This window comes from Promicromonospora sp. NPDC023805, assembly GCF_040639635.1.
Classification (GTDB): Bacteria; Actinomycetota; Actinomycetes; order Actinomycetales; family Cellulomonadaceae; genus Promicromonospora.
In genome coordinates, this window is the sequence record NZ_JBFAAH010000014.1 from 107,741 (window position 1) to 125,079 (window position 17,339).

Below are 17,339 nucleotides of genomic sequence, written 5' to 3' on the forward strand. Positions count from 1 at the left end.
GGCATGTCCGGGGCGTCTGCCGATCAGAGGCCGACGAGCAGGAGGTCCTCAGGGGTTCGAGCGACGGGGGCCATCCGGTCGGAGTCCCGGCCCGAGTCGGCGTCGATGTGGATACCGGTGTCGTGGATGACGGCGTCCGTGGGGACCGGGTCGGCGTCGCCGTCGTCCTTCGTGGCCGTCTCGCGCAGGAAGTACGGGACGGGCTTGGCCGTGCGAGCGCTGAACTCGAGCCGGTCGGCGACGGCGCGCGCGTGCTGCGCCATCTCGTTCGCGATGGTGATGCTCTCGCCCAGGTACGCGCGCGGGTCGATCAGGCGCCGGATCTCGTCCCTGTCGAAGTAGGCGCTGACCGTCGCGTTCCGCACCAGCAGGTCGAGGAACCGCGCGTCGCCGCACGCCGACTCCTGCGCCACCTCGTACACGACCTCGTGCGCCTTCTGCCGGCCGATGCGCTCGCCCAGCTCCATCATGAGCGACTCGGAACCGATGAGGCCCTCGCTGAGGGCGAGGTTCGCACGCATGCGCTGCTCGTCCAGCACCAGGCCGTCGAGGATGACGTCGAGCCGGGTCAGGATGTCGCCGCCGAGGACGGTGGCCCGCTTGACCGTCTCCTCCAGGAGGTCGGTCATGCCGCCGTTCGCCTCGTGGTCGTGCTGCATCGACTCGAGCGCCGGCGCGGCGAGCGCGCGGAGCTGGGCGCTCATCGACAGGAGGTCGAGGGCGAGCTGCGGGTTGCGCTTGTGCGGCATGGTCGAGCTGCCGACGGTGCCGTCGGGGATGGGCTCGAACGCCTCGCCGAACTCCGGCTGCATCATCGAGTAGATGTCCTTGCCGATCTTGCCTGCGGTCCCGGCCACCTGGCCGAGGACGAGGACGAGCTCGACGATGCCGTCGTTGATCGCACGCGACGGGACGGGCATGGTGCCCAGCCCGAGGTGGTTGGCGACGCGGCGCTCGACCTCGCGCCCGGCGGGCCCGAACGACGCGAACGTGCCGACGGCGCCACCCATGAGGACGCGGAACAGCCGGTCCTCGAGGCGCTCCAGGCGGTCGGTGTGGGCCGTGAGCTCGTCGATCCAGACCGCCACCTTGAAGCCGAAGGTGATCGGGACGGCGTGCTGGCTGTGCGTGCGGCCCGCCATCGGCACCGCAGCGCTTGCCTCCGCCTGCTTCGACATGCCCCGCAGCACCTTGGCGAGCAGGTCCTTGAGGGCGCGGTGCGCGTCGCGCAGCACCAGCACGTCGGCCGTCTGCGTGATGTTCTGCGTGGTGGCGCCCCAGTGCACCCAGCCGCCGTACTCCCGCCCGACCACCCGGGCGAACTCCTCGATGAGCGGCATCAGGGGATGGCTCGCCGACACCGTCTCGGCCGCGACCCGGACGAGGTCCAGCTTCTCGATCTGCGCGGCCTGGGCGATCGCCTCGCCGGCGGGCTCGGGGATGAGCCCTACCTCGGCCTCGGCCAGTGCGAGTGCGGCTTCGACGTCGAGCCGCGCCTGGAATCGGTTCTCGACGCTGAAGAGGTGCGCGATCCCGGCGTCGGGCACGCGTCCGTCAGTAAAGTGTCGAATCGATTCGGTATTCATCCCTGGGTTCCCCACTCAGTTCTTGTCGCCGTACGTATCTGGACCTGCTCTGGCCGGCCTGCCCCTCATGGGACTGCGCCGACGGCGAGTTCCTTCTCACCTCGCACCGGCCGCCGCGGGGCCTTGCCCGCATGACTTGCCGTGCCGAACTCGCTGTACCCACCTGCTTGTCGCACCGACCCGCTGTACCGAATTGTGGAAGAAGATGCTTCACCAGGCTACCTGGAATTGTTTCAAGTATGTAACGCGAGTGAGGTCCGTCACAGGATCGGTTCCCGCCGCAGCCGCCCATACCGTCAGGTCTTGGCGTCGATCCGAGGCCAGCGGGTGAACTTCGACAGCCTGGCCTTCGTCTCGCATGGTGGACAACCCGGACGCAGAGAGCCCGGCCGCCGCCACCACGAGGGGGCGTGCGGCCGGGCTCTCTGTCGAGCACCAGCTGTTCGGCGCGGGCGGGCTGCGGTCAGCTCGCAGCGGCTTCGTCGGGGGCTTCGCGGTCCTCGCGCTGCGACCCATATGTGTCGCTGACGCTCCGATGTAGAAGCGTGATCCGGCGAGGGTTGGCGATGGAGTGGTACTGAGCGTCGTCGGCGTCCGTCATGATCCTCCTCCGGTGCAGGCGTACGAGCTACGGTGCACGTTGTTCTCCGCTGGTGTGTGCGGGTCTACCAGTTTCGTTGATACGGAGTCGCGGCGTCGACCGGAGAAGCTGTGACATCGCCCTCACCGCGCCGTCGCAACTTTGTCGCGGGCGCGATCGTTGCGGCTACCTGCCCGTTCCGGGCGCGACGGTCGCGCCCACGGCGACGCGGTGGGTGCGGTGGCTGGTCGGGAAGAGCTGGTAGCCGCCTGCGGCCAGGCCCCAGAGGCCGCGGGGTGCCAGCAGGACCACCGCCACCGCCACAGCGCCGAGCACCACCAGGTACCAGGTGCCGAGCGGCGCGAGGACCTGCTGCAACGCCCAGTAGAGGACGGCCCCGACGAGTGGGCCCTCGATGGTCCCGATACCGCCGACCACCACTATGAAGATCATCGCGGCGGTCCAGTTCACGGAGTAGATCGACCCCGGCGTGACCCCGAGGGTGCTCAGCGCGATCAGGGCTCCCGCGAGCGCCGCTCCGGCCGAGCCCGCGACGTACACGAGGCGCCGCCCGCGGTCCACGGCCACGCCGAGGCTGCTCGCCGCGACGCGGTCGTCGCGGATCGCGGTGAGCCCGAGTCCCACGCGAGAGCGCATCAGCAGGTACGTCCCGAGCACGACGACGACCATGAGCCCCAGCGCGAACCAGTAGACGAACGCCACGCGCTCCACCCGGTCGGTGCCGCGGAAGGCGCTCAGGGACAGCCCCGCCCCGCCGCCGAGGCCGTCGATCCGCATGGTGACGAGGCGGAACACCTCTGCCACCACCCACGTGCCGATGGCGAAGTACCCGCCAGCCAGACGGAACACCAGATAGCTCGTCGGCAGGGCGATCGCGGCGCCGATCAGGCCGGCGGCCGGCACGGCCAGCCACGGCGGTGCGCCGACGGCGTCGGCCAGCTGGATCAGGGCGTAGCCGCCCACGCCGACGTAGGCCTGCTGGCCGACACTCACCATGCCGCCGTATCCGGCGAGCAGGTTCCAGGTGGTACCGAGTATCACGAAGGCGAAGAGCATCACGAGGCTCGACAGCGCGCCGAGGGTCACCACATAGGGCACGACGGCGGCGAGCAGCGCGACGACGAGCAGCAGGACCCCGCCGCCGACCAGGGAGCCCCGGCTGCCCCGTGTGACGACGAACCCGCTCATGCCTGCACGCTCCTTGGCATCAGGCCGCCCGGCCGGACCACGAGGACGGCGAGGAAGACCAGGTGCCCGGCGAGCACCCCGGACTGCGGGTCGATCTGCGCGCCGATCGTCTGGGCCAGGCCCAGGACCATTCCGCCCGCGAGGGTGCCCCACAACGAGCCGAGGCCGCCGATGATCACCGCCTCGAACGCGAACAGCAGCACGAGGTCTCCGTAGCCCGGCGAGAACTGTGTGCTCATGCCGACAAATACGCCCGCGAGGGCGAGCGTGGCGAAGGCGAGGGCGGTCGCCACCGCGTACATGTGCTTCGGGTCGACGCCCGACATGGCGGCGGCCCCTGCGTCGTCGGCGACCGCGCGCATGGCGCGGCCGGTGGTGGTGCGAGCCAGGAAGAGCTGGACCGCGACGATGACCGCGACCGCGACGGCAAGGGTGATCAGCGGCAGGACGCCTACCGAGAGACCGCCGACGGGCAGCCCCGCCGAGGCGAGGTCACCGGTGGGAATCTTGCGGGTGTCGGCGCTGAAGACCTCCTGGAGCAGGTTGGTGAGCGCTACGGCGACGCCGAACGACACGAGCAGCGGTGCGAGCTCGCCCGCTCCGCGCGGGCCACCCGCCGCGTCCCCGCCGACCTGCGCGAGCGCCGGGTTGAGCAGGCCCCGCTGCACCGCGTAGCCGAGCGCCGCGAACACCGGGACCACCACGACTATCGCGAGCCACAGCGGCAGCCCCTGCTGCACCAGGACCAGCGAGAGGTACGCGGCGAGCACCGCGAGCACGCCGTGCGCCAGGTTGACTATGCGCATCACGCCGAAGATCAGTGACAGGCCGCAGGCCAGCAGGGCGTACTGCCCGCCGAGCAGCACGCCCTGCACGCCCGCGTTGAGCCAGTCCATCACTCCTCCGTCTCACTGGTCGTCTGTCTGTACGGGGTGATGCCGAAGTAGGCGTCTGCAACGGTCTCGCGGTCCAGGCCGGCGGCCGGAGCCTCCAGGACGGTCCGGCCGCCGAGGAGGCACTGGACCCGGTCGGACACGCGGAGCGCCTGATCCAGGTCCTGCTCGACGACGAGTGCGGTGGTGCCCGCCGCGGTGATCCGCCGGACGGCGTCGTAGAGCTGGGTCACGACGGTGGGCGCGAGGCCGAGCGATACCTCGTCCAGCAGCAGGACCCGCGGGTTCGTCAGCAGCGCCCTGCCGATCGCCACCGCCTGCTGCTGGCCGCCGGACAGCACACCGCCCCGTCGGTCCCGCATCTCTGCCACCAGCGGGAACATGTCGTACACGGCGCGCAGGTCCCACGGTCCGGGACGCTTCGGGTAGCGGCCCATGAGCAGGTTCTCCTCGACGGTGAGCGAACCGAAGACGCGCCGCCCCTCCGGGACCAGCGCGATCCCGTGCCGGACGCGCCGGTGGGCGGGCACCCGGGTGACCGGCTCACCGTCGAGCAGCACGCTGCCCGACGTCGGCGGGTGCGTCCCCGCGAGCGCCGCCAGCAGCGTGGACTTTCCCGCGCCGTTGGCGCCGAGCACCGCGAGGGTCTCCCCCTCGGCCAGGTTCAGGGACACGTCGTCCACCGCGAGCAGGTCGCCGTACCGGACCTCCAGGCCGGTCGCCTCCAGGACGTTCATGCGGTCCCCACGTCGACCGTCGAGCCCAGGTAGACCTCGATCACCTGGGGGCTGCGAATCACCTCGTGCGGGTCGCCCTGCGCGATCACCTCGCCTCCGGCCAGGCACATCAGCCGGTCGACGACGTCGAGCAGCGCGTGCAGCACGTGCTCTATCCAGACGATCGCCACGCCGTCGTCCCGCAGGCGGCGCACGAGACTCACGACCTGTGGCAGCTCGCGGTCGGTCAGGCCGCCGGCTATCTCGTCCAGCAGGAGCAGGCGCGGACCGGTCGCGAGCGCCCGTGCGACCTCCAGCCGCTTGCGGTCCAGCAGGCGCAGGCTGCCCGACGGCGTGTTGGCCGCCTCGGTCATGTCCGTCACCTCGAGCGCACGCCAGGCCTGCGCGTGCGGGTCCCGTGCCGGACCGCTCCCGGTGTGTCGCCGCCCCGCGAACGACGCCCCGACCAGCACGTTCTCGTACACGGTCAGGCCGCCGAAGGGCCGCGGCACCTGGTACGACCTGGCGATCCCCCGGTCGGCGCGGGCCGCGGCGCCGAGCCGGGTGACGTCGTGCCCGTCGAGGACCACCGTCCCGGCGTCGGCCCGCAGCGTGCCAGCGACGATGTCGAGCAGGGTGGTCTTGCCCGCGCCGTTCGGGCCGACGAGGCCGAGCGCCTCGCCCGCGGCGACCTCGAAGGACACGTCGCGGGCGGTGACCACGCGGCCGAAGCGCTTGGCGACGGCCGACACCTCGAGCAGGGGCACGTGTGCGGTCCTTTCGGGGTCTCGACGGGCTCGACCAGTGGGGGCGGCTCGACCAGCGGGGGGTTGGTTACTGGAGGGGCTCCACCTGGCCGCCCGTCGGGATCTCCGGGGCCAGCTTGTTGGAGACCACCACGAGCTCGTACGGGTTGCCGCTGTCGCCGTCGTCCAGCCGCCACTGGCCGCCGACCAGCGGCGTCTTGGCGACGTACGGCGGGACGGTGTCGTCGACACCCCAGGCGATGTCGCCGACCACCGTGGAGACCTCGAGCGTGGACAGGGCCTCGGTGATCGCGTCGGGTTCGGTGGAGCCTGCCTCTTCGACGGCGGCGACGGTGATCTCGAACAGGGCCTCTGCGAAGCCGAGCGGCTGTGTCCACTGCTTGCCCGTGTCTGCCTCGTACTGGTCCGCCAGCTCCTGCGCCGTCTGCCCGGTCAGGGAGGAGGAGAACGGCGCGGTCGGGTGCCACCACACCTCGGAGGTGAGACCGTCGCCCGCATTGCCCAGCGCCTCGACCGCCGAGGGGAAGAGCAGCGCCTTGCCGATCGTCGCGACCTTCGGCTGGTAACCCTGCTGCCCAGCCTGCTGCCAGAAGGTGGTGAAGTCCGGCGGGATCGGCACGCCGACGAGGATGTCGTGGCCCTTGAACGCGGAGAGCTGCGCCGAGAAGTCCTGGGTCCCGTTCGGGTACAGGCCCGGGTCGTCGATGGTGACCCCCGTGTCCGCGGTGAGGGCGGGGAAGTTGGCGCTCCAGGCCTGGCCGTCCGGGTCGTTCGGGAACAGGCCCGCCGCCTTGGAGTTGGTGTCGACCTGGCTCCAGATGTCCGCGTAGACCGCGGAGACGTCCTCCAGGCCCCAGAACGCGTGATAGCTGTACCTGAGGTCGGCCGGCTGGTCGCCCTCGCGGATCGCGAAGGGCTGCCACGGCGCCACCGTCGAGATGCACGGGACCGAGTTGGCCTCGCACTGCTCCGAGACGGGGTTGGTGATGTCCGGCGTGGACGAGGTGAGCACCAGGTCGACGCCGTCGGTGTTGATCAGCTCTGCGGCGACCTCACCCGCGCGCGCCGAGCTGGACTGCGAGTCCTTCACGATGATCTCGACCGTGTGCTCGCTCCCGTCGATGGTGACCGGGTTGTCCGCGAACCACTTCTCCATCGCCTCGATCACGTAGGTGTTGGCCTCGCCGAACGGCGCAGACGGACCCGTCTCGGTCGAGACGAAGCCGATCTTCAGCACGTCGTCGTCCCCGCCGTCCCCGCCGATCGTCCCGCCGCCGACGTCGCCGCAGCCCGCGAGCGTTCCTGCGAGCACAGCTGTCGACGCCCAGGCCGCTGTCGCCCTGACCGTCCGGACCCGTCCGTTGCGAACCATCGTCGTCACTCCAAGTCAGTAGTTGTACGTGCTACGTCGGTGGTGCCGTGACTCTGACTTTCTGGTGGTGCGGGTTACTCGCGTGGGGCGAGCACCATGTCGAACCGGGTGCGCGACCACGTGCCCTCCACCGCGCGGCCGTCCGGCGTCGGCGTGCCGGCCGGCAGCTCCTCGAAGTCCATGACCAGCGAGTCCTTGACCCCGAACACGGAGTCCGAGGCGAGCTGCTCGTCGCCGCGCACGAAGATGTGGGTCACCAGGGTGCGCAGCTCCGGCGCGGTCACCATGAAGTGCAGGTGCGCCGCGCGCAGGGGCGTCCGGCCCGACGCCGCGAGGAGCGCACCCACCGGCCCGTCGTGCGGGATCGGGTACGGCGTCGGCGTGATGCCCCAGAACCGGTAGCCGCCGCCGTCGTCCGAGTAGAGGTGCGCGCGGCCGGCGGTGCGCTCGTCGCCGTACTGGACGTCGTAGAACCCGTCCTCGTCGGCCTCCCACACCTCGATTCGGGCTCCCGGAACCGGTCTGCCGGACGTGTCCGTGACGGTGCCCTCGACCCAGCAGGGCTGCCCCGTGGCGCCGCCGGCGATGTCGCCGCCGTTGTTGATCCGCGGGGCGTCGTCCACGAAGAACGGGCCGAAGACCGTTGCCTCCGTGGCGTTCGCGTAGGCCTCGTTGTTGATGGCGATCGTCTGCATGGAGGCGCCCAGCACGTCGGACAGCAGGATGAACTCCTGCCGCTTGTCGTCGGTGATGTGTCCGGCGGCCGTGAGGAACTCGATGCCCTTGTTCCACTCGTCCTCGGTGAGGCGCACCTCGCGCAGGAACGCGTGCAGGTGCCGGGTGAGGGACTGCAGGACGGTCCTCAGCCGCTCGTCGGAGGCGCCGTCGAAGGACGCCGCTACCCGGTCGGTGAGCTCCTGCTCCCGGGCGGCCTGCTCCCGGGCCGGCTGTTCCTCGGCATCCTCAGGCATCGTGCTCGCTCCGCCCGAGCACCGCCTTGAGCGCGACGCCCAGCGCGCGCGCCGGGTCGTCGGCGAGCGTCTGCGCGCGCCACGCCACGTGCGAGTCGGGGCGGACCAGGATCGCGCCCGACTCCTCGACACCGCGCATCTTCGCCCAGTCGTAGTAGGTGTCGATGACCTCCCGTCCGGGGCCGATGACCACCGTCTCGAGGGGCACGCCGAGCTCCTCGGCGACCTTCGCCGCGGCGTCTGCCCAGGCCTCGCCAGCGATGCCGGTCACGAGCGTGAACCGCCCGTACGGGACGAGGTCGTGCGTCGAGCGCTTGTGCCCGTCGACGTCCGCCACCCACACGTGCGGGAACCGTGCGCCCGGGACCGTGGACTGCTTGTAGTAGAGCTCGGGGTCGCGCTCGTCCACAGGCTGGGGAGAACCGTCGGGAACGATCGCGACGGACTCGTAGAACTGCCCCATGTCCACGCCGTGCGCGTTGAACTCGTAGTGCTTGAGGTCCATCGCCTCCACGAGCGCCGCACGCTTGGCCGCGCCTGCCGGGGTGTTCGCCTTGCGCTCGTCGATGGCGGCCTGCATCGCCTCCGGCGTCTCGGCGTCGAGGACGCCCAGCACCTCCATGAACCGGAACTCGCCGCCGGACTTGTTGGCCCGCAGCACTATCTGCTCTGCGATCGGCGCACGCTCGGTCGAGTAGGTGTCGAGCAGGGACGGCGCCGCCTGGCCGTTCAGCACCGCGGCGATCTTCCAGGCCAGGTTGTACGAGTCCTGGACCGACGTGTTGGAGCCCAGGCCGTTGCTCGGCGGGTGCCGGTGCACGGCGTCGCCGGCACAGAAGACGCGGCCCAGCTGCAGGTGCGTCGCGTACATCTGGTTGTTGCCCCACAGGGAGTAGCCGGTGATCTCGACGTCCAGGTCGTCGACGCCGACGAGCTGGCGCACGATGTCGGCGGCCGCTGCGTCGTCGAGCTGCGGCGGCTCGCCCGCGATGTCGTAGCCCCACACGATCAGCCACTCGTTCCACGGCCGCACCATGCGGACCAGGCCCGCCCCGATGCCGCCGACGTCGGACCCGGGCTGCAGCACCCAGTACAGGACCGACGGGCGGTGGCCCACGAGATGCGTGAGGTCCGCCTTGAACGTGATGTTCATGGAGCCCGCGATGTCCATCGCGCCCTCCATGGGCAGGCCGATGTCGGCGGCCACCTGGGAGCGGGCGCCGTCGCCGCCGATCAGGTACTTCGAGCGGATCGTGTACTGCGTGCCGGTGACGCGGTCGAGGACCCGGGTGCTGACGCCGTCGGCGTCCTGGGTGTGGCTCAGGTACTCCGTGGAGAACCGCGACTGCGTGCCGCGCTGGGTCGCGTTCTTGACCAGGATCGGCTCGAGGTAGGTCTGCGGGATGTCCACGGTGAGCGACGGCGAGGCGAGCCGAGCGTCCGCCTCCCGCGCGGGGTGGGTCTCCCAGGTGAGGATGCGGCCGATCTCCTCGCCGGCGATCGTCGTGCAGAACACGGTGTCGCCCACCAGCTCGTGCGGTGTGGCGTCCGCGAGGACCTGGTCCTCGATGCCGAGGTCGCGGAAGATCTCCATGGTCCGCTGGTTCGTGATGTGCGCGCGCGGGGTGTTCGCCGTCCAGCGGTACTTGGTGATCATGATGTTGCTGACCCCCAGGCTGGACAGGAACAGGGCGGCGGAAGCGCCCGCCGGTCCCGAACCCACTACTAGTACGTCGGTCTCGACGACGACGTCGGTCTCGACGACGACGTCGGTGGGCGTGGCGCCGGCAGGGCTGCTGGGCAGTGCGGTCTCGGTCAGACCGTCGTCGAACTCAGGCATGCGCACAGGCTGCCGTGGCCTCCCACCTGGGGAAAGGGATGACCATGAAAGTCGGCGGAAATCCTCAAGAACCGATGGGGAGGGTGTCGGTAGGCCCCGTGTACCGGCGGGCCTCCGACGGCGACATGCCCGACTGCTCCCGGAACACGCGCGAGAACTGCGCGGCCGACGAGAAGCCGCAGCGCAGCCCGATGGCCTCGACCGTCTGCTCGGCGTAGGACGGCATGCGCAGCATGCGGCCCGCCATCTCCACCCGACGCCGGGCGACGAACCGCGGCACGCTCGTGCCGCACTCGGCGAACACCCGCGAGAGCTGCCGTTCGCTGAGTCCTATCGCGTCGGCGATGCGGCGTGCGGACAGCGTGGGGTCGCGCAGCCACTGCCGCACGTACTGCTCGGCGGTGGCGAAGTGGGCGCCCGTCGTCGGCGTCCGCGTCGCGGGCGGTGGGTCGGCGGTGTCCGGCTCGGTCAGCACGGCGGCGACCAGCTCGAGCAGCGCGTCCTCGTTCACCAAGCCGTCCCCCTGGAAGCCCACTGCACGCGCGACCAGTGCGGCCAGGGCCGCCGCGTAGGTGTCCTTTCCCGAGGCCTGCGCGGGCCTTCCTCCCGAGCCGGGTCCCCTGCGGAAGTCGATCACCCTGGCGGCGCGCGGCATGGTGGCGCCCACCGACCGGAGCACGTCGTAGGGCACCTTGACGGCCAGCTCCTCCAGCCCGTGCGCGAAGCCGCGCAGGAACGGCCGGTCGGCGTCGCACACCAGGAGCTGGCCGGGGCGCAGGGTCCGGGTGCCGTCGTCGTCGGCGAAGATCGCCTCGCCCGCGAGCGTGAAGTACAGGGCCACCGACTCGGTCGGGCGGGCCTGGACGGTCCGTGCGGTCCGTTCGACGGCGTGCGGGTTGGCCGCTACGTGCGCCAGGTGCAGCCGGTCCAGCTGGAGGTTCGCCTCGGCGGCCTCGAGCGCCGCCTCGTCGAGCATGCGGCACTGCAGCGCCACCAGGGCGTGCGCGTTGTGCCTCTCCCAGAGCTCGATCCGCCGCGTTGCGGGCAGGCCTCGTGTGGAGAAGCGATCAACGGCGCCGTGCGACGCCGGTATGCCTCGGGTCACGCTGCTCAGAGTAGGTCCGGTGGGTGGGGCGCACCAGGACTTCCAGTGATCCCCCGGCGTGTTGGCCTGGCGTGTTCGCCCAGGTCAGAGGCGTCCCCGGCGCGCAGCGGCAGCGACAGGCAGGCGGGGGCAGGTCGCGGCGCCCCGGCGAGCCGCGAGTGCGGGCGGCCGTCAGGCGCGGGATGCTCCACCTATGTCTGACGCATCCCGCACCGAGCCACGGCCGCAGCCCCTGAAGCCCTCCCGCGACCCGCAGCTCGTGCTCCTGCGGCACGGCGAGACCGCGTGGAGCGCGAGCGGACAGCACACGGGGCGCACCGACATCCCGCTCACCCCGGCCGGCGAGAAGCAGGCGCGGTACGCCGGGGGCGCGCTCGCTGACTACGAGTTCGCCGCCGTGTACACGTCCCCGCTGGTCCGGGCACGGCGCACGGCGGAGCTGGCCGGCTACCCGGACGCCGTCGTCGACGAGGACCTCGCCGAGTGGGACTACGGCCCCGTCGACGGCCGCACCTCGCACGACGTCTCCGCGGAGCTGGGGCGGGAGTTCCTCATCTTCGACGACGGCGTGCGCGTGCTGCCGCCGTCGGCCGAGCACGGCGAAGGGCGCCCCGGGGAGACGCTGGAAGACGTGGCGACCCGGGCGGCACGGGTGGTGGCGAGGGCGGAGGAGACGCTCGCCGGCCGGGCCGAGGACGGCGGCGGTGACGTGCTGCTCGTGGCCCACGGGCACCTGCTGCGGGTGCTCGCCACGGTCTGGCTCGGCGTCGACCCGCGGCTCGGGGCCCGGTTCGAGCTGGGGACCGCTGCCGTCTGCCTGCTGGGGTACGGGCACAGCCTGCGCACCGTAGAAGGATGGAACCTGGCAGCCCAGTAGGGCAGTATTCGCGGAATGAGGGAAGAGCACCTCGCCGAAGGCGAGACCATCGTGATGCAGCTCCGGACCCACCCGAAGAAGGTCATCAAGCCGATCCTGCTGCTCGTGGTCCTGATCGCCGCCCTCGTCGCGCTGTGGGTGGTGCCCCTGCCGGTGGACGGCATGGTGCTCGGGTTCGCCACGATCGCGCTGGTGGTGCTCGGCCTGGCCGCCGCGGCCGGGCCGTTCCTGCGCTGGCGCACCACGCGCTACATCATCACCAACCAGCGCGTCGCGCTGCGCACCGGCGTCCTCACGCAGACCGGCCGGGACATCCCGCTCTACCGGATCAACAACGTGACGTTCGAGAAGCAGCTCAGCGACCGGTTCTGGGGCTGCGGCACCCTCGTGATCTCCGACGGCACCGACCAGCCGGGCATGGTGCTCGACGACGTGCCCGACGTCGAGAAGGTGCAGCGCGCGCTGCAGGACCTGGTGCGCCAGGGCAAGCAGCTCAGCGACGACTGAGGCGTCACCCCGGCTGCTGCCGCCACACCTCGTCGAGGACCACGGCCAGGTCGGCGCCCGCGCGGAGCAGGGCGACCGTGCGGGCTGCGATCTGGTCGAGACGGCGGTCCAGTATCTGCTCCGCCCGGACGGCTCCTTCGGCGGCGCCGTCGGCCTGTCCTTCGGCGGCGCCGTCGACCTGTCCTTCGGCGGCGCCGTCGACCTGGCACAGCGTCGCCACGACGTCCCGCACGGCCGGGATGCCATACCCGCTGCTGCGGAGGGCCGCGACGATGCGCGCCTCCTGGATGGCCCCGGTCCCGTACTGCCGAGCGCGCAGAGTCGTCACGCGGTCGGGGACCGCAAGCCCCTCCTGCTCCCAGAACCGGAGCGTGGACGTGCGTACGCCGAGCGCGGCGGCGAGCTCGGTGATCGTCATGGTGTCGCCGGCCCGGCCGGGTGCGGCGGCTGTGGCGTCGGCGTCCGATGCCACGGCCGCGGCGGCTTCCGCCCGGATGGCACGGAGCGCCTCCCGTGCACGCAGCGCCTCGTCGCGCTCACGCGCGAGCCGGACGTGCACCGCACCGATCGCGGCGGCGGCATCGGCGAGGCGCGTCCCCGGCCCTGCGGCATCGCCCCGTGCCGCGGCGAACGTCGTGGTGAGCAGGCGCCGCGCGTCCACGGGCCCGGCGGCGCTCGCCAGCCCGCGGTAGGCACGCAGCGCCCGGACGTGCGTGGCCGTGTAGGCCCGGTACCCGTTGCCCGCCCTGCTGGCAGGCGGGATGACGCCGAGCCGTTCCAGGTCCCGGACCTGCTGCACGGAGTATCCGGACTCCCGCGCGACGTCGGCGGTCCGGAGCGGAGCGCGGTCCCCTCGGATCATCGGGCCAACCCCACACAAGCACTTGAAGGTGATGCTTGAACCATGAGCACCCACCTGAGTATCGACCAGATCATCGACACCGTGCGGGATCTCGACGGCTCGCTCGTCGTGGCGCCCGCCGCCGGAGACGCCGACTTCCCCGAGCTGGCCTGGGGCGACGCCTTCTTCTACTACGCCCCCGACGGCCAGATGCCGCGGACCGTCCAGCCCTACGGCACCGTCGTCACCAAGAACTACCCGGACGACACCGGATCGGACCTCGACCCGGCCGGACGCTGGCGCGTGAACATCCATGTCGACCGTGCGACGTTCCGGGAACTCACCGCGGGCCAGGCCGACGCCGGAACCGGGCTCGACGGCGCGGAGGCTTCCGCGATCGACCCGGCCACGCCCGACGTCGTGCTGCCGCACCCGGTCTATGGGTCCGCCGGCTGGATCGCCGTCGTCAACCCTGGACCGGCGACCGCCGACACGGTTCTGCGCCTGCTCCGCGAGGCACACGACGCCGCCCGCACCCGCTACGTCCGCCGACACTGACACCGGACCGGACAGAGCGAGAACGGGACGCCGGGTCAGTCGACCGGGACGGTCGCCGCCTGGGTGGTGCGGCGAAGCATGCCGGCGCTCAGCCGGATCTCGCCGAGGGTGTGCGCGTCCAGGAGCCGCAGCGCCAGCTTCTCCAGCGCGTCCGGGTCGGGTGCGCCCCGGTCGTCCGCGGCGTCCACGGCAGCGCCGGCCTCCTGGCGGGCGACGCCGTAGCTCGCGGCGAACCAGTCCGCCACGGTCACCCCGTGCACTGGCGTGTGCACGACGTCGACCGTGTCACCCGCGCCGATGTCACCGTTCTCGATCACGCGCAGGTAGGCGCCCGTGCGGTTCGCCTGCGTGAACCGGCGCACCCAGCGCTGCTCGCCCAGCCGGCGGCCGAAGGTCTGGCAGGGCACGCGTGGGTGCGTCACCTCGAGCAGCGACGAGCCGACCCGCCAGCGTGCCCCGATCACCGCGCGGTTCACGTCCAGCCCCCGCACGCGCAGGTTCTCGCCGAACAGCCCGGGCGTGACCTCGCGGCCCAGCTCGGCGGACCAGAAGTCGGCGTCCTCCTGCGCGTACGCGTAGACGGCCTGGTCGAGGCCGCCGTGGCTCGCGCGGTCCGCCTGGACGTCCGCGTAGAGCCCGTACGGCCGGACCTTGACGCGGCCCTCGACCGGGCGCTTGTCGATGGCCGTTACTCCCACGGTGCCGGCGTCGGGAAGCAGGACGTGGACGCGGCAGACCGCGAGGAGCTCAACCATGCGCACATGCTCCCCCATCCCCGGGCCGGGGTCACTTGCCCTTCGGCAGCGGGAGCGGCTCCATCCACTGGTCGTTGGCCGTGAGGTCGATGCCGAACTCGGCGGCGAACCGCATGCGCGTGCCGGTCAGGACGCCGTCCGCCGACTCGTCGAGGTCGTAGACGCGCGCGCCGCGCAGGCGGTTGCGCTCCGGACCCGAGAGGCCGTACGTGCCGAACCCGGTGTTTCCCGCGTAACCGAGCAGCACGCCGTAGTAGTCACCCGAGTAGGTGTTCACGTGGTCGTGACCGCAGAACACGCCGCGCACGTCGCCGCGCTGCTGGATCGCCGAGAACATGCCCGAGTTGAACGGCCCGGGGCACTCCTCCTCGTTCCGCTCGCCCTCGATACGGTGCCGGGCCTTGCCCCGCTCGTGGTCGGCGTCGGTGCGGCCGTCGACCGAGCCGAACCACATGAACCGGTACTCCCACAGCGGGATGTGGATGAACATCAGCGCCGGGACGACGTGCCCGGCCTTGCGCTCGATCTGCACCGACGTGTCGTAGTACCACTTGACCTGGTCCATGCGCAGCCAGTCCCAGTGGGGGTACCCCTCGAAGTCCTGGCCGGCCAGCAGCTCGGGTGCGTAGCGCCCGGAGTCGAGCAGCCAGACGTTGAACGCCGGGCGCCCGTTCGAGCCGTCGATCAGCAGGTTCGAGTTGCCCTGGCCGGTGACGCCGCGCGCCGTCGGGCCGTTCACGTTGTACCGGTATGACCGGTAGAAGGCCAGCATGTCCGTCTCGTCGACCCCGCTCTTCGGCGTCGAGTCCTCGTCGTGGTTGCCGAAGGTGATGGCCCACGGCACCGCGCGCTCCTCCATCGGCTGCACCACGTTGTTCATCGCCTGGTGCATCTCGAGCGGGGTGTCACAGCCGCCCGTGATGTTGTCGCCGTTGAGGATCACGAGGTCCGGCCGCTCGTCGTCGAGCACCGCGCGCATCAGCTCGAGGGTGCGGCGGTCGACCTTCTCGTCGTCCTGCGTGTCGTTGAACTGGACGATCTTGAACTTGCCGTCCCGCCCGAACCGCAGCCCGCGCTGGGAGTGCCTGCTGAGCTCCGTCGCGCCGGCGGGCGCGGCCGCCGCGACGGTCGCGGCGGTCGCGACGCCGGCCGCCCCGAGGCTGCTCAGGGACAGGAACGTCCGGCGGTCGACGGCGGACGTCCCGCTCCCCGCGGTGCCGCCGTCGGCCGGGTTGATCTCGCTCGGCATGCCGCCGGCAGTCTGCTCGCTCATACCGACGACGATCGAGGGCCGGGCTGGCGATCGTCCGACGGGCGGATGGACCCCCGGTGACGGTCTGCTGAACGCCTACCGCCGCGCCGCACGCGCGACCGCGTAGACCGCCAGGATCACGACGACCAGGCCGGCGGTCGCGGCGATCTGCGGCCGGGCGGCGGCGTCGGACAGCATGAGACCCACCACCGCGACGAGCGCCACGAGCGTTACCCAGGAGAGCCACGGGTAGCCCCAGGCACGCAGGCGCAACGTCTCGCCGCGCCCGGCGGCCGCGGCCTCCAGCTGCGGTCGCAGCCGCAGCTGCGAGACGACGATCAGCAGCCACACCACGAGCAGCGCCGAGCCGACGGCGTTGAGGAGCACCCCGAGCAGCGACTCGGGCAGCAGGTAGTTGAGCAGCACCGCGACGACGCCGAAGAACACCGAGACCAGGACTGCCACCCACGGCACGTCACGACGCGAGACCCGGGTCGCGAGCGCCGGGGCGTCACCCCGCCCGCCGAGCGAGAACAGCATGCGCGACGTCGCGTAGACGTTCGCGTTGAAGGCGCTCAGGAGCGCGAGCACCACGACGACCTCCATGAGCCGGGCGGCGCCGTCGAACCCTGCCATCTCGAGCACGGACACGAACGGGGACTCGAGGCGGGCGGCGTCGGTCCACGGGATCAGGGCGACCATGATCGCGACGGAGCCCACGTAGAAGAACAGGATGCGCCAGAGGATCGTCCGGGTGGCGGTCGCCACCGCGGACTGCGGGTCCCTGGCCTCGGCCGCCGCGATAGTGACGATCTCGATGCCCCCGAACGCGAACACCACGGTGAGCAGGCCGGCCGCGATACCGGGCAGGCCGGCGGGCGCGAAGCCGCCGTGCGCGGCCCAGTTCCCCAGGGCGCTGCCCGCCACCGGCACGACACCGGTCACGATGAGCACGCCGAGGACCAGGAACCCGACGATCGCCGCGACCTTGATGGTCGCGAACCAGAACTCTGCCTCGCCGAACTGGCGCACGCCGACGAGGTTGATCGCGCCGAACACCGCGACGATGACGGCGGCGACCGCCCACTGGGGCACGGCGGGCCACCAGCCGTGCACGATCCCGGCCACGCCGGTCACCTCGACGCCGAGCACCATGACGATGGTGAACCAGTACAGCCAGCCCAGCAGGAATCCGGCCCAGCGGCCGAGCGCGGCCTCCGCGTAGACGGAGAAGGACCCGCTCGACGGGAGTGCGGAGGCCATCTCCGCGAGCATCCGCATGACGAGCACCACTATGGCGCCCGCTATCGCGTAGCTGAGGAGGACGGCCGGCCCGGCGGCGGCGATGCCGAGGCCGGAGCCGAGGAACAGGCCTGCTCCGATGGCGGAACCCAGGCCCATCATCGTCAGGTGCCGGGGTCGTAGTCCGTGGGCCAGCTGGCGGCTCAGGTCGTCGGTGGTGCTCACGACCGACCACGGTAACCCGAGCGACCGGGTGCCGGTCCACAGC

The 17,339-nt window shown here is 71.5% G+C and carries 16 protein-coding genes; 3 read left to right on the forward strand and 13 right to left on the reverse strand.

Going from position 1 to position 17,339, the window contains the following annotated elements; translation table 11 throughout:
* Nucleotides 1–23: 23 nt before the first annotated feature.
* The 9 genes from AB0F70_RS15420 to AB0F70_RS15460 all read right to left on the reverse strand — a co-directional run bounded on the left by AB0F70_RS15420 (nt 24) and on the right by AB0F70_RS15460 (nt 11,039).
* Nucleotides 24–1,547 carry an adenylosuccinate lyase family protein gene (locus tag AB0F70_RS15420; RefSeq protein WP_357449453.1) on the reverse strand — a complete coding sequence of 508 codons (1,524 nt, stop codon included), beginning with the start codon at nt 1,545–1,547 and terminating at the stop codon, nt 24–26.
* A gap of 805 nt (nt 1,548–2,352) precedes the next feature.
* Complete coding sequence (locus tag AB0F70_RS15425) at nt 2,353–3,375, reverse strand: branched-chain amino acid ABC transporter permease (RefSeq protein WP_357449456.1); 1,023 nt, start codon at nt 3,373–3,375, stop codon at nt 2,353–2,355.
* Nucleotides 3,372–4,271, reverse strand: coding sequence for a branched-chain amino acid ABC transporter permease (locus tag AB0F70_RS15430; protein WP_357449458.1), 900 nt, complete (start codon nt 4,269–4,271; stop codon nt 3,372–3,374). The genes AB0F70_RS15425 and AB0F70_RS15430 overlap by 4 nt, the downstream gene beginning before the upstream one ends.
* Entirely contained in the window at nt 4,271–5,005 is a 735-nt protein-coding gene (locus tag AB0F70_RS15435; protein ID WP_357449460.1) for an ABC transporter ATP-binding protein, read from the reverse strand. The genes AB0F70_RS15430 and AB0F70_RS15435 overlap by 1 nt, the downstream gene beginning before the upstream one ends.
* Nucleotides 5,002–5,751: an ABC transporter ATP-binding protein gene (locus AB0F70_RS15440; protein ID WP_357449462.1), complete on the reverse strand. Its 750-nt coding sequence runs from the start codon at nt 5,749–5,751 to the stop codon at nt 5,002–5,004. The genes AB0F70_RS15435 and AB0F70_RS15440 overlap by 4 nt, the downstream gene beginning before the upstream one ends.
* A gap of 67 nt (nt 5,752–5,818) precedes the next feature.
* Complete coding sequence (locus AB0F70_RS15445) at nt 5,819–7,123, reverse strand: ABC transporter substrate-binding protein (RefSeq protein WP_357449465.1); 1,305 nt, start codon at nt 7,121–7,123, stop codon at nt 5,819–5,821.
* A gap of 74 nt (nt 7,124–7,197) precedes the next feature.
* The gene (locus AB0F70_RS15450) at nt 7,198–8,094 is read right to left on the reverse strand and encodes a dioxygenase (RefSeq protein WP_357449468.1); all 897 of its coding nucleotides are present in this window, start codon (nt 8,092–8,094) and stop codon (nt 7,198–7,200) included.
* Nucleotides 8,087–9,934: an FAD-dependent monooxygenase gene (locus tag AB0F70_RS15455; RefSeq protein WP_357449471.1), complete on the reverse strand. Its 1,848-nt coding sequence runs from the start codon at nt 9,932–9,934 to the stop codon at nt 8,087–8,089. The genes AB0F70_RS15450 and AB0F70_RS15455 overlap by 8 nt, the downstream gene beginning before the upstream one ends.
* Before the next feature lie 64 nt (nt 9,935–9,998).
* The gene (locus AB0F70_RS15460; protein WP_357449474.1) at nt 9,999–11,039 is read right to left on the reverse strand and encodes an AraC family transcriptional regulator; all 1,041 of its coding nucleotides are present in this window, start codon (nt 11,037–11,039) and stop codon (nt 9,999–10,001) included.
* Nucleotides 11,040–11,232: 193 nt separating this feature from the next.
* On the opposite strand from AB0F70_RS15460, the gene AB0F70_RS15465 reads away from it, so the two are divergent.
* Entirely contained in the window at nt 11,233–11,916 is a 684-nt protein-coding gene (locus AB0F70_RS15465; protein ID WP_357449477.1) for a histidine phosphatase family protein, read from the forward strand.
* Nucleotides 11,917–11,931: 15 nt separating this feature from the next.
* On the forward strand, nt 11,932–12,423 hold the full coding sequence (locus AB0F70_RS15470; protein ID WP_357449480.1) for a PH domain-containing protein: 492 nt from the start codon (nt 11,932–11,934) through the stop codon (nt 12,421–12,423).
* 4 nt (nt 12,424–12,427) lie between these two features.
* Here AB0F70_RS15470 and AB0F70_RS15475 read toward each other — a convergent pair whose 3' ends face one another.
* The gene (locus tag AB0F70_RS15475) at nt 12,428–13,285 is read right to left on the reverse strand and encodes a MerR family transcriptional regulator (RefSeq protein WP_357449482.1); all 858 of its coding nucleotides are present in this window, start codon (nt 13,283–13,285) and stop codon (nt 12,428–12,430) included.
* 42 nt (nt 13,286–13,327) lie between these two features.
* Here AB0F70_RS15475 and AB0F70_RS15480 point away from each other — a divergent pair, with 42 nt between their 5' ends.
* Nucleotides 13,328–13,822 carry a DUF6194 family protein gene (locus AB0F70_RS15480; protein WP_357449485.1) on the forward strand — a complete coding sequence of 165 codons (495 nt, stop codon included), beginning with the start codon at nt 13,328–13,330 and terminating at the stop codon, nt 13,820–13,822.
* Between the two features lie 35 nt (nt 13,823–13,857).
* Here the strand turns inward: AB0F70_RS15480 and AB0F70_RS15485 are convergent, their stop codons facing one another.
* The 3 genes from AB0F70_RS15485 to AB0F70_RS15495 form a co-directional block, all read right to left on the reverse strand.
* Nucleotides 13,858–14,577, reverse strand: a complete 720-nt coding sequence (locus AB0F70_RS15485) for an MOSC domain-containing protein (RefSeq protein WP_357449489.1) — start codon at nt 14,575–14,577, stop codon at nt 13,858–13,860.
* Nucleotides 14,578–14,608: 31 nt separating this feature from the next.
* Entirely contained in the window at nt 14,609–15,850 is a 1,242-nt protein-coding gene (locus tag AB0F70_RS15490) for a metallophosphoesterase family protein (RefSeq protein WP_357449492.1), read from the reverse strand.
* Nucleotides 15,851–15,925: 75 nt separating this feature from the next.
* The gene (locus tag AB0F70_RS15495) at nt 15,926–17,296 is read right to left on the reverse strand and encodes an amino acid permease (RefSeq protein WP_357449495.1); all 1,371 of its coding nucleotides are present in this window, start codon (nt 17,294–17,296) and stop codon (nt 15,926–15,928) included.
* Nucleotides 17,297–17,339: the final 43 nt, after the last annotated feature.